Source organism: Streptomyces sp. NPDC002868 (assembly GCF_055563295.1).
This window is the reverse complement of record NZ_JBVHDR010000002.1, coordinates 88,547-114,564: the sequence shown is the minus strand read 5'-3', so window position 1 is coordinate 114,564 and position 26,018 is coordinate 88,547. Positions and strand designations below refer to the sequence as shown.

Below are 26,018 nucleotides of genomic sequence, written 5' to 3'. Positions count from 1 at the left end.
TCCGCCCCGGGGCCGACGGATCCGCGGCCCGCGGGCCGATGCCGCGGAGCGCCGTGGCGACGAGCCTCGGCATCGGCGGCCGTACAAGGACGGCCGACGAGGTGGTTGGAGGACCCGATGCTCTCGAAAGCCCTGTTGCGCCTGGGCGCAAGCGCCGCCCGCCATCCCTGGCGGGTGATCGCGGCATGGCTGATCGCCGCCACGCTCGCCGTCCTCGCCGCCGTCGCCTTCGGCGGGCGGACCGCGGACTCGATGACCGCTCCGGGACTGGACTCCCAACGGGCCGCGGAACTGATCGAGCGGGCAGGCACCGGCCAGGAGGGGATGACCGCCCAAGTGGTCGTCACCCCCCTCGACGACGGTGCGACGTTCTTCGACGACGACGGCGCGCGCACCGCTCTCACGCGGCTGCAGACCGAGGTGAAGCGGCTGCCGCACGTGCTCGGCACGAGCGACCCGGCGGGGGCGCTCGACGCGGGCGGGGACACCGCCGTGCGCGGCGGCCTCGTTTCGGCCGACGGGCGGATCGCGGTCGTCCGGGTGCAGTACCCCGACCAGAGCCGGCTGTCGGCCGAAGACCTCGACGCCCTCGTCGATCTCGGCGACCGGCTGCGCGCCGAACTGCCGCTGCGCATCGAGATGGGCGGGAACCTCTTCTACGCCTTCTCCGACCCCGACGGCGGCGCGAGCGAGCTGATCGGCCTCCTCGCCGCGGCCGCGATCCTGTTCCTGGCGTTCGGTTCGCTCGTCGCCGCCGCGCTGCCGATCGGCATGGCGGTCTTCGGGCTGACCGTCGGGGTCGCCACGATGACGGTACTGGCGGGGGTGACAGAGGTCCCCACCTTCGCACCGGTCCTGGGCAGCATGGTCGGGCTCGGAGTGGGCATCGACTACGCGCTGTTCGTGCTCGCCAGGCACCGGGAGTACCTCGCGCGCGGGCTCGATCCGCAGGCGGCGGCCGGACGAGCGGTGGCAACGGCGGGGCGGCCCGTGGTCTTCGCCGGCGGCACCGTCGTCGTATCGATCCTCGGCCTGGCGGTCGCGAACGTGCCGTTCATGACGGTGGGCGGGCTCGCCGTCTCGATCGTCGTCCTGACGATGGTGCTCGCGTCGGTGACGCTGCTGCCGGCCTTCCTCGGCGCGGCGGGCCCGCGCCTGGCCCGGGCCGGCCGGATCGGCCGGGCTCTGCAGACCAGGAAGCTGGGCCGACTCGCACGGCGGCGGGACCCGGCGGCAGGCGCCGCCCACGCCGCCGGGTGGCGTCGCTGGATCGGGCACGTCAGCCAGCACCCGGTGCCGTACGCGGTCGGCGCGGCGGGGCTGCTGCTGACCGCGACGCTGCCCGTGCTCGGCCTGCGCGTCGGCCTGCCCGACGACGGCTCACTGCCCCACAGCCGTACCGAGCGCCGGGCCTACGACCTCGTCGCCGAGGGGTTCGGCCCGGGCACCAACGGTCCCCTCGTCATCGCCGCGGACCCCACCGGTGATCCGGGAGTGCTGGACCGACTCGTCGCAACGGTCGCGGCGGATCCGGGCATCGCATCCGTCGCGCCGACGCACATCGATCGGGCCACCGGCATCGCGACCCTCGTGGTGTTCCCGACCACCAGCCCTCAGGACAAGGCCACGGCCGACACCATCGCCCGGCTGCGCACCGACGTGCTGCCCACGGCGATCGGGCACGGCCCGGCCAGGGCCCACGTCGGCGGCGCCGCCGCGAGCCTGTCCGATGTGGGCCAACGCACCAGCCAACGCCTGCCGGTGTTCGTCGCCGCCGTGCTGGCGATGTCGTTCCTGCTGCTGATGCTGGTCTTCCGCTCGATACTCGTACCGCTCAAGGCGGTACTGCTGAATCTGCTGAGCATCGGCGCGGCCTACGGCATCATGGTCGCGGTCTTCCAGTGGGGCTGGGGAGGCGCACTCATCGGGCTGGAAGCGACGGTTCCGATCGTGTCGTTCATCCCGATGTTCCTCTTCGCCATCCTGTTCGGCCTGTCGATGGACTACGAGGTGTTCCTCCTCTCCCGCGTACGCGAGGAGTACCTGCGCACCGGCGACAACGGCACGGCGATCGTTGAGGGCGTCTCGCGCACCGCCCGGATCATCACCTCGGCCGCCCTCATCATGGTGGCGGTCTTCCTGTCCTTCGCCGTCGCCGAGGACCCCTCCACCAAAATGTTCGGGCTCGGCCTGGCCACCGCGATCTTCATCGACGCCACGGTCGTACGCATGGTGCTGGTACCGGCGACCATGACACTCCTCGGCCGGACCAACTGGTGGCTGCCGAAGTGGCTAGACTGGATGCTTCCCCGCGGCCCGGTCGGCACCGACGACACCGACGCGGAATCCACGGGTGAGGCCCCGCGTCCACGGCTGGTTGACCGTTGACTCAACTCCTGCCCGCCCTTGGCGTCCGGCACCTCAGCGCGTCACCTAGGGGCATATCGAGTCGTGATCATCGGGTGGTCCTGGTGAGGTCCTTGATCCAGATCATCGAGGCGCGCAGGTGGAGACCGGCGAGGTAGCTGTCGGGAGTCTTGTCGTATCGGGTGGCGATGCCTCGCCATGCTTTGAGCTTGTTGATCAGGCGTTCGACGGTGTTCCGCTCCTTGTAGAGATCGGCGTCGTGGCTGACGGGTCGGCCACCTCTGGAGCCCTTCTTCTTCCGGTTGGCGGCCTGGTCCTTCTTCTCCGGGATGACCGCCTTGATACGGCGTTTGCGCAGGTGGGCGCGGTTTCCGCGGGACGAGTACGCCTTGTCCCCGGCGACCGCGTCCGGCCGGATGCGGGGTCGGCCGACGGGCCCGCGTACCCGTACCTTCTTCAGGACGGGGATGAACTGCGGGCTGTCCGCTGCCTGGCCTGTGGTCAGGATGAACGCCAGCGGGCGGCACTTGCGGTCGGCGGCGAGGTGGACCTTGCTGGTCTGCCCGCCTCTGGAACGTCCGAGGAGGGCGGCCTTCAGCCGGAGTTTCCGCCGACGCCGGATGCGTCGTCGTTCTTCCAGCGCGGGATCACTTTCGGTCTCTTGCCCGTTTGCTCTTCGAGGCCGCCCCCTTTGACCTGGCCTTCTCCTCCTCGGCCGCGGCTTTCTCCAGGGCGGTGACGACGTCCTCGTCGAGGTGCATCCCGGCCGCGTCGTGGTGGGCTCGGGCGGTGGTGGAGTCGATGCTGACCAGGGACAGGTCCACCTCACCCCGCTTCGCGGCTTCCGTGATCAGGCCCTCCAGCAGGGCCTCGAAGACGCCGGCGTCACGCCACTGCCGGAAGCGGTTGTGGACGGTCGACCAGGCGCCGAACTCCGTCGGCATCTCCCGCCACTGCCCGCCCGTCTTGAACCGCCAGATCACGCCCTCGAACTGCTGCCGCAGTCGCTCGGGGTACGGGCCGTACTCGCCGATCGGCAGGTACGGCTCGATGAACTCCCAATCCGGATCGGTCAGTTGCACTCGCGTCACGTAAGACCGTCTATCGGACCGGACCGTGCCACGAAGGCACATCCCGCAAATTGATCACGACTCGATACGCGCCCTAGGACGAAGCGGGTATCTCTTCGCCGTGCTTTACGCCAAGAATGTGCTCCTGGGTGCAGCGTTCTATGTGGTCTGACATCCCCGGGGAGTTCGCGAGGTGAGGGTGAAGTTTCGTGCTGCTCGTGATGTGAGCCAGAAGGAGTTGCGCGGCTTCGACGATGGCTACGGATTCGCCGTTGGCGCCGAGATCGGTTTCGTGTAGGTCTGCTCCCGCGAGACTTGCTCCCTTGAGGAAAGCTCCCTGGAGCTGCGCAGATCGGAGATTCGCGTTACCGAGGTTGGCGTGCTCCAGATTGGCATGGCGCAGGTCTGCGCCTTGGTCGAGGTGTGCTCGACTGAGGTCACATCTTGCGAGATTTGCCGATCTTAGATCCGCGTCGGAGAAGCGGGCACCCATGAGCTGCTGCGCCGTTAAAGTCTGAGTTACTCATCTTGGCTTTGGTGAAGTCCGCGCCAAAGAGGGCACTTAGCTCAATGCCTGCGAGACTGACGCCGGCCAGGTTGGCGCGCCTGAAGTTGAGAGCGCGAGTCCTCTCCGTTCCAACGATGCCGTTGTTTCGGCGGGCAATGACCGCGAAGGCGGCTCGGTCGGGCTCGCGAACGGATGAGGGATTCGTGCCCTCGTTCTGCTCCCGCTGCGCCTTGCTGCTTTCCCTGATCGAGCCAGCCAACAACTGGATGATGGTGAGGGCGTCCTCCGGAGAGTCGGCCATGATGCGCTCCAGGGCATAGATACCGCCGAGTTGGGAGGTGGCGCTCTCGGCGGCGAGGAGTCCCACAGCCTTCACGTAGCGCTCGGTGACCTGGCCTTCGCGGGCCAGATCTTGCTTCTCCCTATCGATCGACCGCGTGTGTGCCAGGTTCTTCTGGGCGAGCGTGTGCTGTCTGTTGTCCCTCTCCTGTGTCTGCTCCAGGGCTTGGCGGGTCACCTGCAGGTTCTTCCATGTCAGGTAAGACCCGAGGACGGCCACGGTCGCGAGTCCGAAGGTCACTATCGCAGTGCGGAACCCAGTGACGAGTACCGCTTTTGGAGCGTCGTCTTTGGTCAGCTGGTCCAGGCGGCCATCGTCAAACAACCACACGCCTTGCACCAGCATCCAGCCCAGGCCGGAGATGGCTGCGAGCCCAGCTATCCATCCAAGGATCTGGAGAGTCCGGCTTGGCTTCTTCTTGGTCTGTTGCACCCATGGCCTCCAGGCAGCGGTGACGAGCGTCTCGCGCGATTCTCGCGGCGGGGGTGCCGGTTCGTCACGGCCCGACTTCACTGCTTGGCGACAGGGAGCATGCGTCTTACAAGGGCAGGACAGATGCAGTGGAGACTCACACGCTACTCACACGGGACCAGTGATAGGCAACGACAAAGAGCCGGACCCAGTGGGACTGGGTCCGGCTCTCAATGTCTGGCACATCTGCTGGTCAGCGGGTTGATCACGCTGGTCCGGATGAAGTGCCCCCGGCAGGATTCGAACCTGCGCACACGGCTCCGGAGGCCGTTGCTCTATCCCCTGAGCTACGGGGGCGTACGCCCCGCTGCTGCGCGGCGACGGGTAGAACCCTACCAGCTCCCACACGGTCCCCGTGAACAGGTATTTCCGCCTCCCCGAGCCCCGCCCCGAGCGCCTCCCGACCCCCGCCCCGAGGCCCGTCCCAGCACCCGCCAACCGCCAGCTCAGGTCGCCCGCACGGGGTGGAAGTGGGCAAAACCCGGACGCAGCCCTGCCCGCCGACCTACTCTCGAGTTGTGTCAGGCGCGTCCGGCCGAGTGCTCGTTGTCGACGACAACCGGGTCATCCGGCAGTTGATCAGGGTCAACCTCGAGCTGGAGGGCTTCGAGGTCGTGACCGCGGCCGATGGTGCCGAGTGCCTGGAGGTCGTGCATCGGGTCTGTCCCGATGTCGTCACCCTCGATGTCGTGATGCCCCGACTCGACGGGCTCCGGACCGCCGCGCTGCTGCGGGACGATCCACGGACCAGGCATCTGCCGGTCGCGATCATCAGCGCCTGTACGCAGTACGAGGTGGAGAGCGGCCTCGATGCCGGTGTTGACGCCTTTCTCGCCAAGCCCTTCGAGCCGGCCGAGCTGGTCCGGCTCGTACGGCAGTTGATGCACCGGGAGGGCCCCCCGTCCGTCGACGGCAGGCATGGTGCCGGGCGGGCGGAAAGCGCACGGGGCTGACCGCATCGCGAAACCGGTTCGCGAAGGGCCCCCCTCCCTCCCATACGCTTGTCCCGTGACCCCCGCTGAGCTCTCCCGTACCGTGCTGCACGCCGTGTGCCGCGCGGTGGAGGACGGTGTGCTGCGCGCGCCCGTGCCCGAGAGCGTCAGCGTCGAGCGGCCGCGGCCCGGGGGGTCCGGGGACTACGCCACCAATGTCGCCCTCCGACTGGCGGGGCCCGCCGGGCAGCAGCCCCGCGCCGTCGCCGAAGTCCTGCGGCCCCGTATCGCCCAGGCCCCCGGCATCGCCGGGATCGAGATCACCGGCCCGGGCTTCCTCAACATCACCCTGGACGACGGCGCGCAGCAGGCGCTCGTACGGCGGGTGCTGGAGCGGGGGTCCCGATACGGGCATGGGGACTCAGCCGCCGGCGTCTCCGTTCGCTTCCACGCCGTCGACGAGCTCCGCGCCCGCATCTGGGCCGAGACCGTCCGCCAGCTCCTTCGCTCTCAGGGGGCCGACGTCACGCACGGCGCCCCCGAAGCCCTGCACGTCGTCCCGGCCCCCGCCCCGGACCTCTTCGAGAGGCTCGGCCCCGACGCCGCCCGCTGGGCCCTCCTCCGGCCCGCCGCCCACGATCACCCTTCCGCCGGGGACGAGCTCCTCGTACAGCAGGAGAGCAATCCTCTCTTCAGGGTCCGGTACGCCTACTCCCGCACCCGCGCCCTCACCCGCAACGCCGAGCAGCTCGGCTTCGACAGCGCCCCCCAGACGCACGTCGGCGCCCCCGCCCTCACCACCGCCATAGGCGACTACCCCGCCGTCCTCGCCTCCGCGGCCCGCCTTCGCGCGCCCGACCGGCTCGCCCGGCATCTGGAAAGCACCGCCGACGCCCTTCTCGCCTTCCAGCACACCGTGCTTCCGCTCGGCGAGCTGCCCGTTGGCGACGAGAAACCCATGGCCGCCCACCGTTCCCGGCTCGCGCTCGCCGAAGCCGCCGGGGTGGTGCTCGCCGGTGGCCTGTCCCTGCTCGGCATCACCGCCCCTGACTACCTGTGAGAGAAGAATGAGCCGTTCCGCACACCCCGCCGGGCCCCGCCACGCAGACGTCCTGCCCGAAGGGCACTACACCGCCCCGCCCACCGACCTCAACGTCCTCGACGAGAAGGTCTGGGCGAGGACCGTCGCCAGAAACGACGACGGCGCCGTCACCGTCGGCGGGATCGAAGTGACGCGGCTCGCAGAGGAGTTCGGCACCCCCGCCTACTTCCTCGACGAGGCCGACTTCCGCGCCCGCTGCCGCGCCTGGGCCGACGCCTTCGGCAAGGACGCCGACGTGTTCTATGCCGGGAAGGCGTTCCTCTCGCGGGCAGTGGTGAAGTGGCTCTACGAAGAAGGGCTCAACCTCGACGTCTGCTCCGGCGGCGAGCTCACCACCGCCCTCGACGCCGGCATGCCCGCCGACCGCATCGCCTTCCACGGCAACAACAAGTCCGAGGAAGAGATCGAACGAGCCGTGAGCCTCGGCGTCGGACGCATCGTCCTCGACTCCTTCCAGGAGATCGTCCGCGTCGCGCACACCGCCCAGCGCCTCGGCAAGCGCCAGCGTGTCCAGATCCGCGTGACGGTGGGAGTGGAAGCGCACACCCATGAATTCATCGCGACCGCGCACGAGGATCAGAAGTTCGGGATTCCGCTCGCCGACGGGCAGGCCGCCGAAGCCGTACGACGCGCCCTCAAGCTCGACGGGCTCGAGCTCATCGGCATCCACTCCCACATCGGTTCGCAGATCTTCGACACCTCCGGCTTCGAGGTCGCCGCCCATCGCGTCGTCCGCCTTCTCGCCGAGATCCGGGACGAACACGGGATCGAGCTGCCCGAGATCGACCTCGGCGGCGGCCTCGGTATCGCGTACACCTCCGACGACGACCCGCGTGAGCCGCACGACATCGCCAAGGCTCTCAACGAGATCGTCACCCGCGAGTGCGAGGCCGCGAAGCTGCGTACGCCCCGTATTTCCGTCGAGCCCGGCCGCGCGATCGTCGGACCCACCGCCTTCACCCTGTACGAGGTCGGCACCATCAAGCCGCTCGACGGCCTGCGTACATACGTCAGTGTCGACGGCGGAATGTCGGACAACATCCGTACCGCGCTGTACGACGCCGAGTACAGCGTCTCGCTCGTGTCGAGGACGTCCGACGCCGCGCCGATGCTCGCCCGCGTCGTCGGCAAGCACTGCGAGAGCGGCGACATCGTGGTCAAGGACGCGTTCCTGCCCGCCGACCTCGCGCCCGGTGATCTGATCGCCGTGCCCGCCACCGGCGCGTACTGCCGCTCCATGGCGAGCAATTACAACCACGCACTCCGCCCGCCCGTCGTCGCGGTCAAGGACGGCCAGGCGCGCGTGATCGTCCGGCGTGAGACGGAGGAAGATCTCCTGCGTCTCGATGTCGGCTGATGAAATAGACGTCTCGTAATCTGGACAGGGGATAGAAACTTCCGTCCGGTGCGTGAGACTGGATCGCACTCAAGCTGTGAAGCTGAAGCAAGGAAACGAGGTCGGATGATGCGTACGCGTCCGCTGAAGGTGGCGCTGCTGGGCTGTGGAGTGGTCGGCTCAGAGGTGGCGCGCATCATGACGACGCACGCCGAAGACCTCGCCGCACGTATCGGCGCCCCGGTGGAGCTCGCCGGGGTCGCCGTCCGCCGGCCCTCCAAGGTGCGGGAGGGCATCGACCCCGCGCTCATCACCACCGACGCGACCGCCCTCGTCAAACGCGGTGACATCGACGTCGTCATCGAGGTCATCGGCGGCATCGAGCCCGCCCGCACCCTGATCACCTCCGCCTTCGAGCACGGCGCGTCCGTCGTCTCCGCCAATAAGGCGCTGCTCGCCGAAGACGGCGCGACCCTCTATGCCGCCGCCGAGGAGCATGAGAAGGATCTCTACTTCGAGGCAGCGGTCGCCGGCGCGATTCCGCTGATCCGGCCGCTGCGCGAGTCGCTCGCCGGCGACAAGGTCAACCGGGTGCTGGGAATCGTCAATGGGACGACGAACTTCATCCTGGACAAGATGGACAGCTCCGGTGCGGGCTACTCCGAGGCGCTCGACGAGGCCACCGCCCTCGGATACGCCGAGGCCGACCCGACCGCCGACGTCGAGGGCTTCGACGCCGCCGCCAAGGCCGCCATCCTCGCCGGGATCGCCTTCCACACCCGCGTACGCCTCGACGACGTCTACCGCGAGGGCCTGACCGACGTCAGCGCCGCCGACATCGCCTCCGCCAAGCGCATGGGCTGCACCGTCAAGCTCCTCGCCATCTGCGAGCGCGCGGCCGACGGGAAGTCCGTCACCGCCCGCGTCCACCCGGCGATGATTCCGCTCAGCCACCCGCTCGCCTCCGTCCGCGAGGCGTACAACGCCGTCTTCGTCGAGGCCGAGGCCGCCGGGCAGCTGATGTTCTACGGTCCGGGCGCGGGCGGTTCGCCCACCGCGTCCGCGGTCCTCGGCGACCTCGTCGCCGTATGCCGCAACAAGCTCGCCGAGGCCACCGGGCCCGGCGAGTCCGCGTACACCCAGCTGCCCGTGAGCCCCATGGGCGACGTGGTGACGCGGTACCACATCAGCCTCGACGTGGCCGACAAGCCGGGCGTGCTCGCCCAGGTCGCGACGGTCTTCGCCGAGCACGGCGTATCGATCGATACGGTTCGCCAGCAGGGCAAGGACGGCGAGGCATCCCTCGTCGTCGTCACCCACCGCGCGCCCGACGCCGCCCTCTCCGGGACCGTCGAGGCGCTGCGCAAGCTCGACACCGTGCGCGGTGTCGCCAGCATCATGCGTGTTGAAGGGGAGTAAGGGACCCATGACGACCAATGGCACCCACCAGTGGCGCGGCATCATCGAGGAGTACCGGGACCGTCTCCCGGTGACGGACACGACGCCGGTCGTCACGCTGCGCGAGGGTGGCACGCCGCTCGTCCCCGCGCAGGTCCTCTCCGAGCGCACGGGCTGCGAGGTGCACCTCAAGGTCGAGGGCGCCAACCCCACCGGGTCCTTCAAGGACCGCGGCATGACCATGGCCATCACCAAGGCCAAGGAGGAGGGCGCGAAGGCGGTCATCTGCGCCTCCACCGGCAACACGTCCGCCTCGGCCGCCGCCTACGCCGTACGGGCCGGAATGGTCTGCGCGGTCCTGGTCCCCCAGGGCAAGATCGCCCTCGGCAAGATGGGGCAGGCGCTGGTGTACGGCTCGCGCATCCTCCAGGTCGACGGGAACTTCGACGACTGCCTGAACCTCGCCCGCCGCCTCTCGGAGAACTACCCGGTGGCACTGGTCAATTCGGTCAATCCGTTCCGCATCGAGGGGCAGAAGACCGCTGCGTTCGAAATCGTCGACGCGCTCGGCGACGCCCCCGACATCCATGTGCTGCCCGTCGGCAACGCCGGCAACATCACGGCGTACTGGAAGGGGTACAAGGAGTACGCCGCGGACAAGATGTCGACGCAGGCTCCCCGGATGTGGGGCTTCCAGGCCTCCGGCTCGGCCCCGATCGTCCGCGGCGAGGTGGTCAAGGACCCCTCCACCATCGCCACCGCGATCCGGATCGGCAACCCGGCCTCCTGGCAGTACGCGCTCGCCGCGCGCGACGAGTCGGGCGGTCTCATCGACGAGGTGACGGACCGTGAGATTCTGCGCGCGTACCGGCTGTTGGCCTCGCAGGAGGGCGTCTTCGTGGAGCCCGCGTCGGCCGCGTCCGTCGCGGGTCTGCTGAAGGCCGCCGAAGCCGGCAAGGTCGACCCGGGCCAGCGGATCGTCTGCACGGTCACCGGCAACGGACTGAAGGACCCGGACTGGGCGGTCGCCGGAGCGCCGCAGCCGGTCACCGTGCCGGTGGACGCCGCCGCAGCCGCCCAGCACCTCGGTCTGGCGTAACCGCGCCACTTCTGCTTTCCCCGGGTTCCGGGGTGCCCGCCCCGGGGAAAGCAAGGCAAGCCGGACAACGGCGTACGTAGGGGCACAGGAGGCTTCCGACACGCATCGTGCGCCTACCGTGCGCCCTATGTCGCCACTGAACCTTCCTTCGATAAGCTGTACCGAACCCGCCCCGCCGCATATGCCGCGGTGTTGTTGCCGTTACGGCCCACGGGTGTTCGTACCTCTCGAAAAAATCTCGCAGTCAGAACCAAGGAGAGTCATCGAACGATGGCCGGTCCAGCGTTCCGCGCCGCCGCCGTCCGGGTGCGCGTCCCCGCCACCAGCGCCAATCTCGGCCCGGGCTTCGACGCCCTCGGGCTGTCCCTGGGGCTGTACGACGACGTCGTCGTCCGGGTCGCGGACTCCGGTCTGCACATCGACATCGCGGGCGAGGGCGCCACCACGCTGCCCCGCGATGAGAGCCATCTGCTCGTACGTTCCCTGCGTACGGCATTCGACCTGCTCGGCGGGCAGCCGCGCGGCCTCGAGGTGGTCTGTGCCAACCGCATCCCGCACGGGCGGGGCCTCGGATCGTCGTCCGCGGCCATCTGCGCCGGCATCGTCGCCGCACGCGCCGTGACCATAGGGGGCGACGCCAAGCTCGACGACGCGGCGCTGCTGGAGCTCGCCACCGAGATCGAGGGGCACCCCGACAATGTCGCCGCCTGTCTGCTGGGCGGCTTCACGCTTGCCTGGACCGACGGGGGAGCGGCGCGCGCCATCAGGATGGACCCTGTCGATTCCGTCGTTCCGGTGGTTTTCGTCCCCGGCAAGCCGGTGCTCACCGAGACGGCACGCGGACTGCTTCCGCGCACCGTCCCCCATGTGGACGCCGCGGCCAACGCGGGCCGGGCCGCCCTGCTCGTCGAGGCGCTGACCAGGCGTCCTGAGCTGCTGCTGCCGGCCACCGAGGACCGGCTCCACCAGGAGTACCGCGCCCCGGCGATGCCGGAGAGCGCGGCCCTGGTCAACCGACTGCGCGCCGACGGCGTCCCCGCAGTCATCTCCGGTGCGGGCCCCACGGTGCTCGCGCTGACCGAGGACGGTGTGGCCGACAAGGTCGCACGACTGGCGGGCGAGGGATGGGCGGCCAACCGGCTCACCTTCGACGCCGCGGGAGCGAGTGTTCTGCCGCTCGCCCCGTAGTGACACGAGATTGCCGGTGATGGAGAGGGGGAATGTTTGTTGGAGCCGGTAGTGTTAACCTCAAGTCTGCAGCCGACGTCTTTGTGGCGCAGTGCTTCGTGTCCCCATTCGGGACCAACATTCTTCCGGGAGCCTCCCCAACTGCCTGAGCAGCCTGCCTGTGCAGTTTCGAGCACGCTCCGGAACCGGCACGACCACCCCTCGCTTTTCCAGGAGTGGGCCGAGCAGGGGGACCTCGGGCCGGGCCTTGCATGTTTATCTCTCCGCCGTTAATTCCCGGCGGGACCACCGCCCCGGCACGGTCCGCACACCAGGACCGACGTCGGACAGCACAACCGGTCGCCGAGCCAGAAGGCCGACGTCCGCTCCAGGGAAGGACCCTTCGTGAGCGACACCACCGATCTGATGGGCGTGAGCGCCGACAGCAGTGTCGACACCTCCGCGCCCGCCGCAGGTGCTGCCTCTGGCACCACCTCACGGCGCCGCCGCTCCGGCACCGGCCTCGAGGGCATGGTCCTGGCCGAGCTGCAGCAGGTCGCGTCCGGCCTCGGGATCAGGGGCACCGCGCGGATGCGCAAGAGCCAGCTGATCGAGGTCATCAAGGAGGCGCAGGGCGGCTCCGCCGCTCCGGCCAAGAGTGCCGAGGCGGGCACCGGCAGCGCCGAGACCAAGCCGAAGCGGCGCGCCACCTCCAAGGCGCGTACGGGCGATGATGCCGCCGTCGCGGAGAAGTCCGACAAGGCCGACAAGGCCGAGAAGGCCGTGGCCCAGCAGCAGATCGACATTCCCGGCCAGCCGGCCAGCGACGACCAGCCGGCCGGTGAGCGCCGCCGTCGTCGGGCCACCGCGCAGGCGGGCAGTCCGGACGCCAAGACCGACGTCAAGGCCGAGGGTGCCGTCGACGTGAAGACGGAGGCGCCGGAGGCCAAGGCCGAGGCCGCCACCGCCGTGTCCCAGGACGGCGCCGAGGGCCGTCGCGACCGCCAGGAGCGCGGCCAGCGCGGCGACCGTGGTGAGCGCGGCGGCGAGCGCGGCGAGCGCCGTGACCGTCAGCGCGACCGCCGTGGCGGCAAGGGCGACGAGCAGCAGGGCGGCCAGCGCCAGCAGCGTCAGGGCGGCCCGCAGGGCCCGCAGGGCGCCGGCCCGCAGGACGACTTCGACGACGAGGCGGGCGGCCGTCGTGGCCGTCGTGGCCGTTACCGCGACCGCCGCGGCCGTCGTGGCCGCGACGACTTCGCCACCGGCGAGCCGCAGGTCTCCGAGGACGACGTCCTGATCCCCGTCGCGGGCATCCTGGACATCCTCGACAACTACGCGTTCATTCGTACGTCCGGCTACCTGCCGGGTCCGAACGACGTGTACGTCTCGCTCGCCCAGGTCCGTAAGAACGGTCTGCGCAAGGGTGACCACGTCACCGGCGCCGTGCGCCAGCCGAAGGAGGGCGAGCGCCGCGAGAAGTTCAACGCGCTGGTCCGCCTCGACTCGGCGAACGGCATGGCGGCCGAATCCGGCCGCGGGCGCCCGGAGTTCCAGAAGCTGACTCCGCTGTACCCGCAGGACCGGCTGCGCCTCGAGACCGACCCGGGCGTCCTGACGACCCGGATCGTCGACCTTGTCGCGCCGATCGGAAAGGGCCAGCGAGGCCTGATCGTGGCTCCGCCGAAGACCGGCAAGACCATGATCCTTCAGGCGATCGCCAACGCGATCACTGTCAACAGCCCCGAGTGCCACCTGATGGTCGTCCTGGTCGACGAGCGTCCGGAAGAGGTCACGGACATGCAGCGGTCGGTGAAGGGCGAGGTCATCTCCTCGACCTTCGACCGTCCGGCCGAGGACCACACCACCGTCGCCGAGCTGGCCATCGAGCGCGCCAAGCGTCTCGTCGAGCTGGGTCACGACGTGGTCGTCCTGCTGGACTCGATCACCCGCCTGGGCCGTGCGTACAACCTGGCGGCCCCGGCCTCCGGCCGCATCCTGTCCGGTGGTGTCGACTCGACCGCGCTCTACCCGCCGAAGCGCTTCTTCGGTGCGGCGCGCAACATCGAGGACGGCGGCTCGCTGACCATCCTGGCCACCGCGCTGGTCGAGACCGGCTCGCGCATGGACGAGGTGATCTTCGAGGAGTTCAAGGGCACCGGCAACATGGAGCTCAAGCTCGACCGCAAGCTCTCCGACAAGCGCATCTTCCCGGCGGTGGACGTGGACGCGTCCAGCACCCGTAAGGAAGAGATCCTGCTCGCCAGCGACGAGCTCGCCGTCGTCTGGAAGCTGCGCCGGGTGCTGCACGCTCTCGACCAGCAGCAGGCCATCGAGCTGCTGCTGGACAAGATGAAGCAGACGAAGTCGAACGCCGAGTTCCTGCTGCAGATCCAGAAGACGACCCCGTCCGCCGGAGGCAACGGCAACGACTGAGGTTCGCCGAGGCCGCGTGCGGGAGATCTTCGCCACAGCCGTCAGGCGTGACGCAGCTCCCGCGCCCCGACTCACCGCCCGCCGAACTCGCAGGTGAGGACGGAGAGTCGGGCCCCGCAAGCAGTACGCTGCGCCCACCGTGCACCGCACGGTGGGCGCAACGCGTTCTTAAGGAGTTCTCAGGCTGCTGTGCAACCCTTCATGGTCCCTCGCCGTCTGGACAAGTGCGACAGACCGCGCCTGATCACCACGGCAGGGGGTAGCGGGAACAGCGAGAGCCGAGGAGACCATGGCCGACCAGAGCACCAGCGGCAGCCGAATACGCGGCCGTGGCAAACGCCGTAAAGCGCCCACCAAGAGCCGCAGAGCCATGACCGTGGCCGGATGGTCCCTCGCAGGGCTGGTGCTGATCGGTGGATCCGGTCTCGGTTACGCCTACTTCAAGCTCAACGGCAACCTCCAGGGCGTCGACATCAACGCCGCACTCGGCGACGACCGCCCCCAGAACGTCGACAACGGCTCCATGGACATTCTGGTCCTGGGCTCCGATTCCCGCTCCGGCGCCAACGGCGAATACGGCGTGGACGAAGGCGCTGCGCGCTCCGACACCGCGATGGTCGTGCACGTCTACGAGGGCCACAAGAAGGCCAGCGTCGTCTCCATCCCGCGTGACACCCTCGTCGACCGCCCCCAGTGCGCGGACGGGGAGGGCAAGACCGTCTCCGGCGAGAAGCGTGCCATGTTCAACACGGCGTACGAGGTCGGCGGCCCCGCCTGCGCGGTGAAGACCATCGAGAAGATGTCCGGCATCCGCATGGACCACTACATCGAGGTCGACTTCACCGGCTTCAAGAAGCTCATCGACGAGCTGGGCGGTGTGGAGATCACCACCACCAAGCCCATCAACGACAGCAAGAGCCATCTGGACCTGCCGCCCGGCACGCACACCCTCAACGGGGAGCAGTCGCTCGGTCTCGTACGCACCCGCAAGAGCGTCGGCGACGGCAGCGACCTGGGCCGAATACAGCTCCAGCAGGCCTTCATGAAGGCCTTCATCAACCAGGTCAAGGACGTCGGCGTCCTCACCAACCCGAAGAAGCTCCTCGACATCGCCGACACCGCGACCAAGGCGATCAAGCCCGACTCGGAGCTCGACTCCGTCAACGAGCTGATGAGCTTCGCCAGGGGGCTGAGTGGCCTCGGTGCGCAGGACGTGCACATGATCACGATGCCGGTGGAGTACGACCCGGCGGATCCCAACCGCGTGGTCCCGCTCAAGGCCGCGTCCCAGCAGGTCTGGACGGCGCTGGCGCAGGACAGACCGATCCCCGCATCCGCCGTCAAGGACTCCGCGGGCGACAAGGGCGACGCCGGCACGGTCGTCCGGAGCCGCTAGGGCGCCCCGCCCCTGGGGAATAGTTCCGGCGGTACCCCGGTTTTGGGAGTTACGGCCGGTCCTGGCAGACTGGTACGTCGGCCCCGGTTCACGTACGAGCAATCCGCGCGTGCGACCCGGTGCCCTCCCGAAACTAGGAGACACCCTTGAAGCGCGACATCCACCCCGAGTACGTCGAGACGCAGGTCAGCTGCACCTGTGGCGCGTCGTTCACCACCCGTAGCACCATCGCGTCCGGCACCGTCCGGGCCGAGGTCTGCTCCGAGTGCCACCCGTTCTACACGGGCAAGCAGAAGATCCTCGACACCGGTGGCCGTGTGGCCCGCTTCGAGGCCCGCTTCGGCAAGGCTGCCGGCTCCGCCAAGAAGTAGCGAGCCACTGCGCCGGCCCTCGGCCGCCCCTGACCGGGGGTGGCCGAGGCCGGCGCTTTGTCCGTTCTGAGCAGCCCTTTTCGCGTACCAAACCCAGGAGCCCCCGATGTTCGAGGCGGTCGAGGAACTGATCGGCGAACACGCCGATCTCGAGAAGAAGCTCGCCGACCCTTCGGTCCACGCGGACCAGGCGAACGCGCGCAAGCTGGGCAAGCGCTACGCCGAGCTGACCCCGATCGTCGGCACGTACCGCTCCTGGAAGCAGACCGGGGACGACATCCAGACCGCGCGTGAACTCGCCGTCGACGACCCGGACTTCGCCGCCGAGGTCAAGGAGCTCGAGAAGCAGCGCGAGGAGCTCACCGAGAAGCTGCGGCTGCTGCTCGTACCGCGCGACCCCAGCGACGACAAGGACGTCATCCTCGAGGTCAAGGCGGGCGCCGGCGGCGACGAGTCGGCGCTGTTCGCCGGTGATCTGCTGCGGATGTATCTGCGCTACGCCGAGCGCGTCGGCTGGAAGACCGAGATCATCGACGCCACCGAGTCCGAGCTCGGCGGCTACAAGGATGTCCAGGTCGCGGTGAAGACCAAGGGCGGCAACGGCGCTACCGAGCCCGGGCAGGGCGTCTGGGCGCGGATGAAGTACGAGGGCGGAGTGCACCGCGTGCAGCGCGTGCCCGCCACCGAGTCCCAGGGCCGTATCCACACCTCGGCGGCCGGCGTTCTGGTCACGCCCGAAGCGGAGGAGATCGACGTCGAGATCCACGCCAACGATCTGCGGATCGACGTCTACCGCTCGTCGGGCCCCGGCGGCCAGTCCGTCAACACCACCGACTCCGCGGTGCGCATCACGCACCTGCCGACCGGCATCGTCGCCTCCTGCCAGAACGAGAAGAGCCAGCTCCAGAACAAGGAGCAGGCGATGCGTATCCTGCGCTCCAGGCTGCTGGCCGCGGCCCAGGAGGAGGCCGAGAAGGAAGCCGCGAGTGCCCGGCGCAGCCAGGTCCGCACAGTTGACCGCTCGGAGAAGATCCGTACGTACAACTTCCCGGAAAACCGCATCTCGGACCACCGTGTCGGCTTCAAGGCGTACAACTTGGACCAGGTGCTCGACGGTGATCTGGACGCGGTGATCCAGGCCTGTGTCGACGCCGACTCCGCCGCCAAGCTCGCCGACGCCCAGTAACACCCCCCTGCAACAACCCCCTGCAGTCCCGGAGGACCAAGGTGAACCTGCTGCTTGCCGAGGTGGCCCAGGCCACCCAGCGGCTGGCCGACGCCGGTGTGCCCTCACCGCGCTTCGACGCGGAGGAGCTCGCCGCGTTCGTGCACGGCGTGAAGCGGGGAGAGCTGCACAACGTCCCGAACGGTGACTTCGACGCCCGCTACTGGGAGGCGGTCGCCCGCCGCGAGGCCCGCGAACCGCTCCAGCACATCACCGGGCGCGCTTTCTTCCGCTTTCTGGAGCTGCAGGTCGGGCCCGGCGTCTTTGTGCCCCGCCCGGAGACCGAGTCGGTCGTCGGCTGGGCCATAGACGCCGTACGGGCCATGGATGTCGTCGAGCCGCTCATCGTCGATCTGTGTACGGGATCCGGGGCCATCGCGCTCGCCATGGCGCAGGAGGTGCCGCGCTCGCGGGTGCACGGCGTGGAGCTCTCCGAGGACGCGCTGAGGTGGACCCGTAAGAACGCCGAGGGCTCGCGCGTCACCATTCACCAGGGCGACGCCCTGTCCGCGCTTCCTGAGCTGGACGGGCAGGTCGACCTGGTCATCTCGAATCCGCCGTACATCCCGCTCACGGAGTGGGAGTATGTCGCCCCCGAGGCTCGCGACCACGACCCGGACATGGCTCTCTTCTCCGGCGAGGACGGCCTGGACACGATTCGCGGCATCGAGCGCACCGCCCACCGGCTGCTGCGGCCCGGCGGCCTCGTCGTCGTCGAGCACGCCGACACGCAGGGCGGCCAGGTGCCGTGGATCTTCAGCGAAGAGGCGGGCTGGGCGGACGCGGCCGACCACCCCGACCTGAACAAGCGGCCGCGCTTCGCGACCGCGCGCAAGGCAACGCCATGACCAAGCTTGTGTACGTGTCCATGTACGAGGAGGCCCGCTGATGGCTCGGCGATACGACTGCAACGACGCGACGGATCGCACCACCGGTCTGCGTGAAGCCGCATCGGCCGTCCGCCGCGGCGAGCTGGTCGTGCTGCCCACCGACACCGTGTACGGGATCGGTGCGGACGCCTTCGGTTCGGAGGCCGTCGCCGACCTGCTGGAAGCCAAGGGGCGCGGCCGCAATATGCCCACGCCTGTCCTCATCGGATCCCCGAACACCCTGCACGGCCTGGTCACCGACTTCTCCGAGCAGGCCTGGGAGCTTGTCGACGCCTTCTGGCCGGGCGCGCTGACGCTGGTCGCCAAGCACCAGCCGTCACTGCAGTGGGACCTGGGCGACACCCGGGGCACCGTCGCGATCCGGATGCCGCTGCACCCGGTCGCGATCGAACTGCTCACCGAGGTCGGCCCGATGGCGGTCTCCAGCGCCAACCTCACCGGGCACCCGGCGCCCGAGGACTGCGACGCCGCGCAGGAGATGCTCGGCGACTCGGTCTCGGTCTACCTGGACGGCGGCCCGACCCCGGGCAACGTGCCGTCCTCGATCGTCGACGTCACGGGCAAGGTCCCGGTGCTGCTGCGCGAGGGAGCGCTCTCACCGGACGAGCTGCGCAAAGTCGTACCCGACCTCGAGGTGGCCAATTGACCGCCCCTGAGGGGCGTGGCATAGCGGAATCCTGGGGGTCCCCCCGGACGGAGTCTGGAGGAAGCACCTCCACCTTCCGCATCCTCCACGTCAGCACCGGCAATGTCTGCCGCTCGCCGATCACCGAGCGGCTGACCCGCCATGCCCTGAGCGACCGCCTCGGCGATGGGCTCACGGGCGGCCTGATTGTGGAGAGCGCGGGCACCTGGGGTCACGAGGGCGCCCCGATGGAAGCCAACGCGGAGATCGTCCTGGCCGACTTCGGCGCGGACGCGACGGGTTTCGTGGGCCGCGAGCTGCTCGACGAGCATGTGATCCGCGCGGACCTGGTCCTCACGGCGACCCGGGACCACCGGGCGCAGGTGATCTCGATGGGCCATTCGGCGGGCCTGCGGACCTTCACGCTCAAGGAGTTCACCCGGCTGGTGCGCGCCATAGACCCGGCGACGCTGCCCGACCCGCGCGACGAGGGCGTCGTCGAACGCGCCCGCGCCCTGGTGCGCGCGGCGGCGGCGCTGCGGGGCTGGCTGCTTGCGCCGAGCCCGGATGCGGATGAGGTGTACGACCCGTACGGTGCGCCGATCACGTTCTTCCGATCGATCGGGGACGAGATCAACCAGGCGCTGGATCCTGTGGTGACGGCGCTGACGGGAGTCCCGGCCCGCCGCTGAGCCCCCTGCGGGGGCTTGCCCCCACCCCGCCCCTTCCCGTAACTGGGGCTCCGCCCCGGACCCCCCGCCTCAAAGGCCGGCGAGGCTGAACATTCGGCCCTGACCGGGGCTCCGCCCCGCGCCCCGCTCCGCAAACGCCGGAGGGGCTGGATTTCGCGTCCGGGACCGCTCCTCAATCTCCCCCAGACTTCGTCCGGGGGGACCCCCAGGGGCTCCAATGGAGACCGTCCGGCGATTGAGGGCAACGCCCGAAGGGCGAACGGGGGTCTGGGGGCGAAGCCCACAGTTACGGGAAGGGGCGGGGTTGGGGAAAGAAAGATCCCCCGGACACCGGGCAGGCCGCCGGACCCCGGCCTACATTGGAGGGGCCGCAACCCCACGCGCGAGGCCCGGAGCCCACCATGCCGGTCAGCACTGCACCTACCGCCGCCGCCCCCGCGGCATACGCGGACTTCGACACCCTGCGCCGCCAGGACCCCGAGATCGCCGAAGTGATCCTGGGGGAGTTGGGACGGCAGAGCGACAGCCTTCAGCTCATCGCCGCCGAGAACTTCACCTCACCCGCAGTCCTCGCCGCCCTCGGCTCCCCGCTCGCCAACAAGTACGCCGAGGGCTATCCCGGTGCCCGGCACCACGGCGGCTGTGAGCTCGTCGACGCCGCAGAGCGGATCGCCGTCGAGCGCGCCACCGCCCTGTTCGGCGCCGACCACGCCAACGTGCAGTCGCACTCCGGCTCCTCCGCCGTCCTCGCGGCATACGCTGCGCTGCTCAAGCCCGGTGACACCGTGCTCGCCATGGGCCTGACGTACGGCGGTCATCTCACCCACGGCTCGCCCGCCAACTTCTCCGGCCGCTGGTTCGACTTCGTCGGATACGGCGTCGAGGCGGAGTCCGGCCTCATCGACTACGACCAGGTGAGCACCCTCGCCCGGCATCACCGGCCCAAAGCCATCGTCTGCGGCTCGATCTCCTACCCCCGCCACCCCGACTACGCCACCTTCCGCGAGATCGCGGACGACGTCGGCGCGTATCTCATCGCGGATGCCGCCCACCCGATGGGCCTGATCGCGGGCGGTGCGGCCCCCAGTCCCGTGCCGTACGCCGATGTGGTGTGCGCCACCACACACAAGGTGCTGCGCGGGCCGCGCGGCGGGATGATCCTTTGCGGGGCGGAGCTGGCCGAGCGCATCGACCGGGCGGTCTTTCCGTTCACTCAGGGCGGCGCCCAGATGCACACGATCGCCGCCAAGGCCGTCGCCTTCGGCGAGGCGGCGACCCCCGCGTTCACGGCATACGCCCATCAGGTGGTCGCCAATGCCCGGGTGCTCGCCGACGAGCTCGAGGCCGAAGGCTTCGCCGTGCTGACCGGCGGCACCGACACCCATCTGATCAGCGCGGATCCGACCCCGCTCGGCGTGGACGGCAGGGCGGCCCGCGGCCGTCTCGCCGCGGCCGGACTGGTCCTCGACACCTGCGCCCTGCCGTACGGCGACGGCCGCGGCATCCGTCTTGGCACCGCGGCCATCACCACGCAGGGCATGGGCGAGGCCGAGATGAGACGGATCGCCGCGCTGTTCACGGCGGCGATGCGTGAAGAGGGGGAGGAGTCGCTGAAGGTACGTACAGAAGTACGCGCGCTGGCCGGTAGATTTCCCCCTTATCCGAGGTAGCCGCGAACTCCTGCAACCATCGCCGCCACCCGAATGTCCTCAAGCATGTGGCTACCAGAGCTAGGGTGTGGGGCTGAGATGGCCAGCGATTCCTGTGGGGCAGCCCGTGCGTGATTACCTGCTTACGCTCTGTGTCACGGCTGCGGTGACCTATCTGCTGACCGGTCCGGTGCGGAAGTTCGCCATCGCGACCGGAGCGATGCCGGAGATCCGCGCCCGCGATGTACACCGAGAGCCGACACCGCGACTCGGCGGCATTGCCATGTTCTTCGGGCTGTGCGCGGGACTTCTGGTCGCCGATCATCTGCAGAATCTGAACAGCGTCTTCGAGCTGTCGAACGAACCGCGTGCCCTGCTCTCCGGCGCCGCCCTGATCTGGATCATCGGCGTCCTGGACGACAAGTTCGAGATCGACGCCCTGATCAAGCTCGGCGGCCAGATGATCGCCGCGGGTGTGATGGTGATGCAAGGTCTGACGATCCTGTGGATCCCCGTCCCCGGCGTCGGCACGGTCTCGCTGACCTCATGGCAGGGCACCCTGCTGACAGTCGCGCTCGTCGTCATCACCATCAACGCGGTGAACTTCGTGGACGGCCTGGACGGCCTCGCCGCCGGCATGGTCTGCATCGCCGCCGCGGCCTTCTTCCTCTACTCGTACCGGATCTGGTTCGGGTACATGATCGAGGCGGCCGCCCCTGCGACCCTTTTCACCGCGATCCTGATGGGCATGTGCCTGGGCTTCCTGCCGCACAACATGCACCCCGCCCGGATCTTCATGGGCGATTCTGGCTCGATGCTGATCGGCCTGGTGCTCGCGGCGGCGGCGATCTCGGTGACCGGCCAGGTGGACCCGGACGCCCTGAAGATCTTCGAGGGCAGCACCCGCCAGGCCACGCACGCGGCGCTGCCGGTCTTCATCCCGCTGCTGCTGCCGCTGACCATCATCGCGATCCCGGTCGCCGACCTGGTGCTCGCGATCGTGCGCCGTACCTGGAACGGGCAGTCGCCGTTCGCCGCCGACCGCGGCCATCTCCACCACCGGCTCCTGGAGATCGGACACTCGCACAGCCGCGCAGTCCTGATCATGTACTTCTGGTCGGCGCTGATCGCCTTCGGCGTCGTCGCGTACTCCGTGCATTCGGCGTCGATGTGGATCGTGATGCTCATCGTCGCGCTGAGCGCGGTGGGCCTCGTGCTTCTGCTGCTGCCGCGCTTCACCCCGCGCGCCCCGCGCTGGGCGGAGGCCTTCGTGCCGCCGCGCTACCGACGCCGCAAGACGCTGCCACAGACGGTGCCTCCGCTCTCGTACACAGTGGGGGAGCAGGCCGAAGAGGTCCCCGAGGAGCTCACTCCGGTCCCGGCGGGCGTCAACGGGGCGACCGCCATCGGCCCCCGTTCGCGGTTCCCGGACCGAAGGAAGGCCGGGACGCGCGGCTGACGAGTCACCATATGGCCGCCTAATAGCAGACATACCGACGGCTTGTCCTGCACACACGCGCGCGGTAACTCTCATGTGTGACGGTTGGCACACTCTCTGGGTAAAGACCTATTCAAATAGTTTGTGATACGGTTCACGAGACCCGGAGACAGCGCCGAAGGACCGTAGTGCGACGGTCCCTTGGCCCCGAGGCACAACTCGGACCGGGATTACGCTCGTCCATGACGACACCACTGCCCCCACCAGCAAGCGGAGCTGCCGCCATGCCGTCCAACGACGTCCGGACTCTCCTGTACACCGCCGTACCCACCGCTGTCGCCGGCGCTGTCGCCGTTGCGATCAGTGCGGGCGTCGCCGGTGGAAAGGGAGCGCTCGGGGCGGCCGTCGGCACCCTGGTGGTCATCCTCTTCATGGGGATCGGGATGGTCGTGCTCCAGCGGACGGCCAAATCGCTTCCGCAGCTGTTCCAGGCCATGGGGCTGATGCTCTATACCGCGCAGTTGCTGCTGCTCTTCATCTTCATGGCGGTGTTCAAGGACACCACCCTGTTCAACCCCAAGGTCTTCGCCATCACCATCGTCGCGGTGACCGTCGTCTGGGTATCCGCACAGGCCCGTGCCTACCTGAAGGCAAAGATCCTCTACGTCGACCCCGAGTCCTCGAAGGCCGAAAAGCCCGAGAAGACGGGGTCGTCGTCATGACGGGTAGGGCCGGGATAAAAGCCAGTTCGGGATCCTGCTATCGTCCGAAGCCAACTGCGGCACTGCGGGCGCGGGCATCCGAGCTGACGCCTGTCCCAGCGCGAGGCTCGACGCCGAACCGCCGCCCCCACATCCGTAAGACCACCAGTCCAGTGCCGAACCGCGGCTGCGCGCCGCGCCGACACAACGAGGTTGCCGTACCTATGCGCCACGCTGAAGGAGCCCGCGGTGAGTGCTGACCAAACGCTTGCCTTTGACGCGAGCTGCCACATCTTCACCGGATGCGGATTCCCAGCTCCGGGCCTGCACACGTTCATGTACGAGCCCATGTTCAAGGTGGCCGGCTTCGAATTCACCAAGCCGATGCTGCTCGCGTTCCTGGGCTCGGCCGTGGTCGTCGGATTCTTCTGGGCCGCCTTCCACAAGCCGAAGCTGGTGCCGGGCAAGCTCCAGATGGTCGGTGAGGCCGGGTACGAGTTCGTACGGCGCGGAATCGTCTACGAAATCATCGGCAAGAAGGACGGCGAGAAGTACGTCCCGCTGATGGTCTCACTGTTCTTCTTCGTGTGGATGCTGAACCTCTGGTCGATCATTCCGCTCGCCCAGTTCCCGGTGACTTCGCTCATCGCGTTCCCCGCGGCGCTCGCCCTGATCGTCTACGTCGTGTGGGTCAGCCTCACCTTCAAGAAGCACGGTTTCGTCGGCGGCTGGAAGAACATCACCGGCTACGACAAGTCGCTCGGTGCCATCCTCCCGCTGGTCGTCGTACTCGAGTTCTTCTCGAACATGATCATCCGGCCCTTCACCCACGCGGTCCGGCTCTTCGCGAACATGTTCGCGGGTCACCTGCTGATCGCGATGTTCGCGATCGCGACCTGGTACCTGGCGAACGGCATCGGCCTCGTCTACGCCGGCACGTCCTTCGTGATGGCCGTCGTGATGACCGGCTTCGAACTCTTCATCCAGGCTGTCCAGGCGTACGTCTTCGTCCTCCTGGCCTGCAGCTACATCCAGGGCGCGCTCGCCGAGCACCACTGAGCAAGCCCCACCCGCTCGCTACAACCAGTCCTCCGGTGGCCAACCCCCACCGGGTCCTTGAAAGAGAAGGAAGAACCGGCATGTCCGCTCTCCAGACCCTCGCCGCTGTCGAAGGTAACGTTGCCTCGATCGGTTACGGCCTCGCTGCGATCGGCCCCGGCGTCGGCGTCGGCATCATCTTCGGTAACGGCACCCAGGCCCTGGCCCGTCAGCCTGAGGCGGCCGGTCTGATCCGTACCAACCAGATCATGGGTTTCGCCTTCTGTGAGGCGCTCGCCCTCATCGGCATCGTCATGGGCTTCGTCTACTAATCCGGTATCGACGACAGCCCGATCATTTTCACGGAAGGCACTGATGTGAACGCTCTGTTCCTTGCGGCGGCGGAGGAGCCCCAGCCTCCTCTCATCCCGCATCTCGACGAGCTCGTCATCGGCCTGATCGCCTTCGCCATCGTCTTCGGCTTCCTCGCCAAGAAGCTCCTCCCGAACATCAACAAGGTTCTGGAAGAGCGCCGCGAGGCCATCGAGGGTGGCATCGAGAAGGCCGATGCGGCCAAGATCGAGGCCGAGAGCGTGCTCGAGCAGTACAAGGCTCAGCTCGCCGAGGCCCGCCACGAGGCCGCCCGGATGCGCCAGGAGGCGACCGAGCAGGGCACCGCGATCATCCAGGAGATGAAGGCGGAAGGCCAGCGGCAGCGTGAGGAGATCATCGCGGCCGGCCACGCCCAGATCGAGGCCGACCGCAAGGCAGCGGCTGCGGCGCTGCGTCAGGACGTGGGCAAGCTCGCCGTCGACCTGGCCGGCAAGCTCGTCGGTGAGTCCATCGAGGACCACGCCCGGCAGAGCCGCACCATCGACCGCTTCCTCGATGAACTCGAGGACAGCGCTTCGAAGGCCGAGGCCACGCGATGAACGGAGCGAGCCGCGAGGCGCTGGCTGCCGCACGCGAGTCCCTTGACGCGCTGACCGACAACACGTCGGTCGACGTCGCCAAGCTCGCCGAGGAGCTCGCCGCCGTCACCACGCTGCTCCACCGTGAGGTGTCGCTGCGTCGGGTCCTGACCGACCCGGCGCAGGCCGGTGAGGCCAAGGCCGAGCTGGTGGGACGCCTGCTGGCCGGTCAGGTGGGCGGCGAGACCGTCGACCTGATCTCCGGCATGGTGCGTTCCCGCTGGTCGCAGTCGCGCGACCTGGTCGACTCGATCGAGGAGCTGGCGGCCACCGCCGACCTCACCGCGGCCCAGCGGGCCGACGCGCTCGACGACGTCGAGGACGAGCTGTTCCGGTTCGGCCGGATCATCGACTCCAGCCACGAGCTGCGGTCCGCGCTGACCGACAAGTCGGCTCCGGCGTCCGCCAAGGGCGAGCTGCTGCGCAGCCTGCTCGGCGGGAAGGCCAACCCGGTCACCGAGCGGCTGGTTGTCCGTCTTGTTACCCAGCCCCGGGGACGTAGCCTGGAAGCGGGACTCGAGTCCCTGTCCAAGCTCGCCGCGGCGCGCCGGGACCGGATGGTCGCGGTCGTCACCTCGGCGGTGCCGCTGACCGATCAGCAGAAGCAGCGCCTCGGCGCGAGCCTCGCGCGGATCTACGGCCGTGAGATGCACCTCAACCTCGACGTGGACCCTGAGGTCCTCGGCGGGATCTCGGTGCGCGTCGGCGACGAGATGATCAACGGCACCATCGCGGACCGTCTCGACGAGGCGACTCGTCGCATCGCCGGCTGACCAGCCACCAACTGAACACAGCAGTA

The 26,018-nt window shown here is 68.8% G+C and carries 22 protein-coding genes, 1 tRNA gene and 2 pseudogenes; 21 read left to right on the top strand and 4 right to left on the bottom strand.

What is annotated here, in order from left to right; genetic code table 11:
- Positions 1-117 precede the first annotated feature (117 nt).
- Positions 118-2,388 (top strand): MMPL family transporter, encoded by a 2,271-nt coding sequence (locus ACZ3H8_RS06395; protein WP_467398205.1) that lies wholly within the window; start codon positions 118-120, stop codon positions 2,386-2,388.
- 67 nt (positions 2,389-2,455) lie between these two features.
- Here ACZ3H8_RS06395 and ACZ3H8_RS06390 read toward each other — a convergent pair.
- From ACZ3H8_RS06390 to ACZ3H8_RS06375, 4 genes and pseudogenes are all read right to left on the bottom strand, one after another.
- Positions 2,456-3,458, bottom strand: a pseudogene (locus tag ACZ3H8_RS06390) (IS5 family transposase).
- A gap of 301 nt (positions 3,459-3,759) precedes the next feature.
- Positions 3,760-3,930: pseudogene (locus ACZ3H8_RS06385) on the bottom strand (pentapeptide repeat-containing protein); the annotation flags it as partial.
- Entirely contained in the window at positions 3,875-4,717 is an 843-nt protein-coding gene (locus tag ACZ3H8_RS06380) for a pentapeptide repeat-containing protein (protein ID WP_467398202.1), read from the bottom strand. The pseudogene ACZ3H8_RS06385 and the gene ACZ3H8_RS06380, both read right to left, overlap by 56 nt.
- A gap of 264 nt (positions 4,718-4,981) precedes the next feature.
- Positions 4,982-5,053 (bottom strand) — tRNA-Arg (locus ACZ3H8_RS06375).
- Positions 5,054-5,226: 173 nt separating this feature from the next.
- Here ACZ3H8_RS06375 and ACZ3H8_RS06370 point away from each other — a divergent pair.
- The 20 genes from ACZ3H8_RS06370 to ACZ3H8_RS06275 all read left to right on the top strand — a co-directional run bounded on the left by ACZ3H8_RS06370 (position 5,227) and on the right by ACZ3H8_RS06275 (position 25,992).
- Positions 5,227-5,709, top strand: coding sequence for a response regulator (locus ACZ3H8_RS06370; RefSeq protein WP_467398200.1), 483 nt, complete (start codon positions 5,227-5,229; stop codon positions 5,707-5,709).
- A 55-nt stretch (positions 5,710-5,764) separates the two neighbouring features.
- Entirely contained in the window at positions 5,765-6,748 is a 984-nt protein-coding gene (nrtL, locus tag ACZ3H8_RS06365; RefSeq protein WP_467398197.1) for an ArgS-related anticodon-binding protein NrtL, read from the top strand.
- Between the two features lie 7 nt (positions 6,749-6,755).
- Positions 6,756-8,147 carry a diaminopimelate decarboxylase gene (lysA, locus tag ACZ3H8_RS06360; protein ID WP_467398195.1) on the top strand — a complete coding sequence of 464 codons (1,392 nt, stop codon included), beginning with the start codon at positions 6,756-6,758 and terminating at the stop codon, positions 8,145-8,147.
- Between the two features lie 108 nt (positions 8,148-8,255).
- Positions 8,256-9,545 (top strand): homoserine dehydrogenase, encoded by a 1,290-nt coding sequence (locus tag ACZ3H8_RS06355; RefSeq protein WP_398984816.1) that lies wholly within the window; start codon positions 8,256-8,258, stop codon positions 9,543-9,545.
- A gap of 7 nt (positions 9,546-9,552) precedes the next feature.
- Entirely contained in the window at positions 9,553-10,623 is a 1,071-nt protein-coding gene (thrC, locus tag ACZ3H8_RS06350) for a threonine synthase (RefSeq protein WP_467398193.1), read from the top strand.
- A 270-nt stretch (positions 10,624-10,893) separates the two neighbouring features.
- Positions 10,894-11,811 carry a homoserine kinase gene (gene thrB / locus ACZ3H8_RS06345; protein ID WP_467398190.1) on the top strand — a complete coding sequence of 306 codons (918 nt, stop codon included), beginning with the start codon at positions 10,894-10,896 and terminating at the stop codon, positions 11,809-11,811.
- A gap of 384 nt (positions 11,812-12,195) precedes the next feature.
- Positions 12,196-14,223, top strand: a complete 2,028-nt coding sequence (gene rho, locus ACZ3H8_RS06340; RefSeq protein ID WP_467398188.1) for a transcription termination factor Rho — start codon at positions 12,196-12,198, stop codon at positions 14,221-14,223.
- Between the two features lie 289 nt (positions 14,224-14,512).
- Positions 14,513-15,619: an LCP family protein gene (locus tag ACZ3H8_RS06335; protein WP_467398185.1), complete on the top strand. Its 1,107-nt coding sequence runs from the start codon at positions 14,513-14,515 to the stop codon at positions 15,617-15,619.
- Positions 15,620-15,765: 146 nt separating this feature from the next.
- Entirely contained in the window at positions 15,766-15,990 is a 225-nt protein-coding gene (gene rpmE, locus ACZ3H8_RS06330; RefSeq protein WP_307661074.1) for a 50S ribosomal protein L31, read from the top strand.
- A 106-nt stretch (positions 15,991-16,096) separates the two neighbouring features.
- A complete protein-coding gene (gene prfA, locus ACZ3H8_RS06325) occupies positions 16,097-17,176 on the top strand; it encodes a peptide chain release factor 1 (protein WP_307661073.1) in 1,080 nt (359 codons plus the stop codon).
- 41 nt (positions 17,177-17,217) lie between these two features.
- Positions 17,218-18,063 (top strand): peptide chain release factor N(5)-glutamine methyltransferase, encoded by an 846-nt coding sequence (gene prmC / locus ACZ3H8_RS06320; RefSeq protein WP_467398181.1) that lies wholly within the window; start codon positions 17,218-17,220, stop codon positions 18,061-18,063.
- 40 nt (positions 18,064-18,103) lie between these two features.
- On the top strand, positions 18,104-18,751 hold the full coding sequence (locus ACZ3H8_RS06315) for an L-threonylcarbamoyladenylate synthase (RefSeq protein ID WP_307661071.1): 648 nt from the start codon (positions 18,104-18,106) through the stop codon (positions 18,749-18,751).
- Positions 18,748-19,422 (top strand): arsenate reductase/protein-tyrosine-phosphatase family protein, encoded by a 675-nt coding sequence (locus tag ACZ3H8_RS06310; RefSeq protein ID WP_467398177.1) that lies wholly within the window; start codon positions 18,748-18,750, stop codon positions 19,420-19,422. The genes ACZ3H8_RS06315 and ACZ3H8_RS06310 overlap by 4 nt, the downstream gene beginning before the upstream one ends.
- Before the next feature lie 401 nt (positions 19,423-19,823).
- Entirely contained in the window at positions 19,824-21,092 is a 1,269-nt protein-coding gene (locus ACZ3H8_RS06305) for a serine hydroxymethyltransferase (protein WP_467398175.1), read from the top strand.
- A 106-nt stretch (positions 21,093-21,198) separates the two neighbouring features.
- On the top strand, positions 21,199-22,530 hold the full coding sequence (locus ACZ3H8_RS06300; RefSeq protein ID WP_467398173.1) for an MraY family glycosyltransferase: 1,332 nt from the start codon (positions 21,199-21,201) through the stop codon (positions 22,528-22,530).
- 263 nt (positions 22,531-22,793) lie between these two features.
- Complete coding sequence (locus tag ACZ3H8_RS06295) at positions 22,794-23,231, top strand: hypothetical protein (protein ID WP_398984328.1); 438 nt, start codon at positions 22,794-22,796, stop codon at positions 23,229-23,231.
- Between the two features lie 228 nt (positions 23,232-23,459).
- Positions 23,460-24,269 (top strand): F0F1 ATP synthase subunit A, encoded by an 810-nt coding sequence (atpB, locus tag ACZ3H8_RS06290; protein WP_398984330.1) that lies wholly within the window; start codon positions 23,460-23,462, stop codon positions 24,267-24,269.
- 80 nt (positions 24,270-24,349) lie between these two features.
- A complete protein-coding gene (atpE, locus tag ACZ3H8_RS06285; RefSeq protein ID WP_137993321.1) occupies positions 24,350-24,580 on the top strand; it encodes an ATP synthase F0 subunit C in 231 nt (76 codons plus the stop codon).
- 45 nt (positions 24,581-24,625) lie between these two features.
- Complete coding sequence (locus ACZ3H8_RS06280; protein WP_467398168.1) at positions 24,626-25,180, top strand: F0F1 ATP synthase subunit B; 555 nt, start codon at positions 24,626-24,628, stop codon at positions 25,178-25,180.
- Entirely contained in the window at positions 25,177-25,992 is an 816-nt protein-coding gene (locus ACZ3H8_RS06275; protein WP_467398167.1) for a F0F1 ATP synthase subunit delta, read from the top strand. The genes ACZ3H8_RS06280 and ACZ3H8_RS06275 overlap by 4 nt, the downstream gene beginning before the upstream one ends.
- The last annotated feature ends 26 nt before the right edge of the window (positions 25,993-26,018 follow it).

What these genes read in the sequence shown, in the direction of transcription:
- ACZ3H8_RS06355 (WP_398984816.1), top strand. Translation starts at nt 8,256, where the DNA reads ATGCGTACGCGTCCGCTGAAGGTGGCGCTGCTGGGCTGTGGAGTGGTC.
- prfA (WP_307661073.1), top strand. Translation starts at nt 16,097, where the DNA reads ATGTTCGAGGCGGTCGAGGAACTGATCGGCGAACACGCCGATCTCGAG.
- ACZ3H8_RS06335 (WP_467398185.1), top strand. Translation starts at nt 14,513, where the DNA reads ATGGCCGACCAGAGCACCAGCGGCAGCCGAATACGCGGCCGTGGCAAA.
- lysA (WP_467398195.1), top strand. Translation starts at nt 6,756, where the DNA reads ATGAGCCGTTCCGCACACCCCGCCGGGCCCCGCCACGCAGACGTCCTG.
- thrC (WP_467398193.1), top strand. Translation starts at nt 9,553, where the DNA reads ATGACGACCAATGGCACCCACCAGTGGCGCGGCATCATCGAGGAGTAC.
- ACZ3H8_RS06295 (WP_398984328.1), top strand. Translation starts at nt 22,794, where the DNA reads ATGCCGTCCAACGACGTCCGGACTCTCCTGTACACCGCCGTACCCACC.
- thrB (WP_467398190.1), top strand. Translation starts at nt 10,894, where the DNA reads ATGGCCGGTCCAGCGTTCCGCGCCGCCGCCGTCCGGGTGCGCGTCCCC.
- ACZ3H8_RS06395 (WP_467398205.1), top strand. Translation starts at nt 118, where the DNA reads ATGCTCTCGAAAGCCCTGTTGCGCCTGGGCGCAAGCGCCGCCCGCCAT.
- ACZ3H8_RS06275 (WP_467398167.1), top strand. Translation starts at nt 25,177, where the DNA reads ATGAACGGAGCGAGCCGCGAGGCGCTGGCTGCCGCACGCGAGTCCCTT.
- ACZ3H8_RS06305 (WP_467398175.1), top strand. Translation starts at nt 19,824, where the DNA reads ATGCCGGTCAGCACTGCACCTACCGCCGCCGCCCCCGCGGCATACGCG.
- atpE (WP_137993321.1), top strand. Translation starts at nt 24,350, where the DNA reads ATGTCCGCTCTCCAGACCCTCGCCGCTGTCGAAGGTAACGTTGCCTCG.
- ACZ3H8_RS06315 (WP_307661071.1), top strand. Translation starts at nt 18,104, where the DNA reads ATGGCTCGGCGATACGACTGCAACGACGCGACGGATCGCACCACCGGT.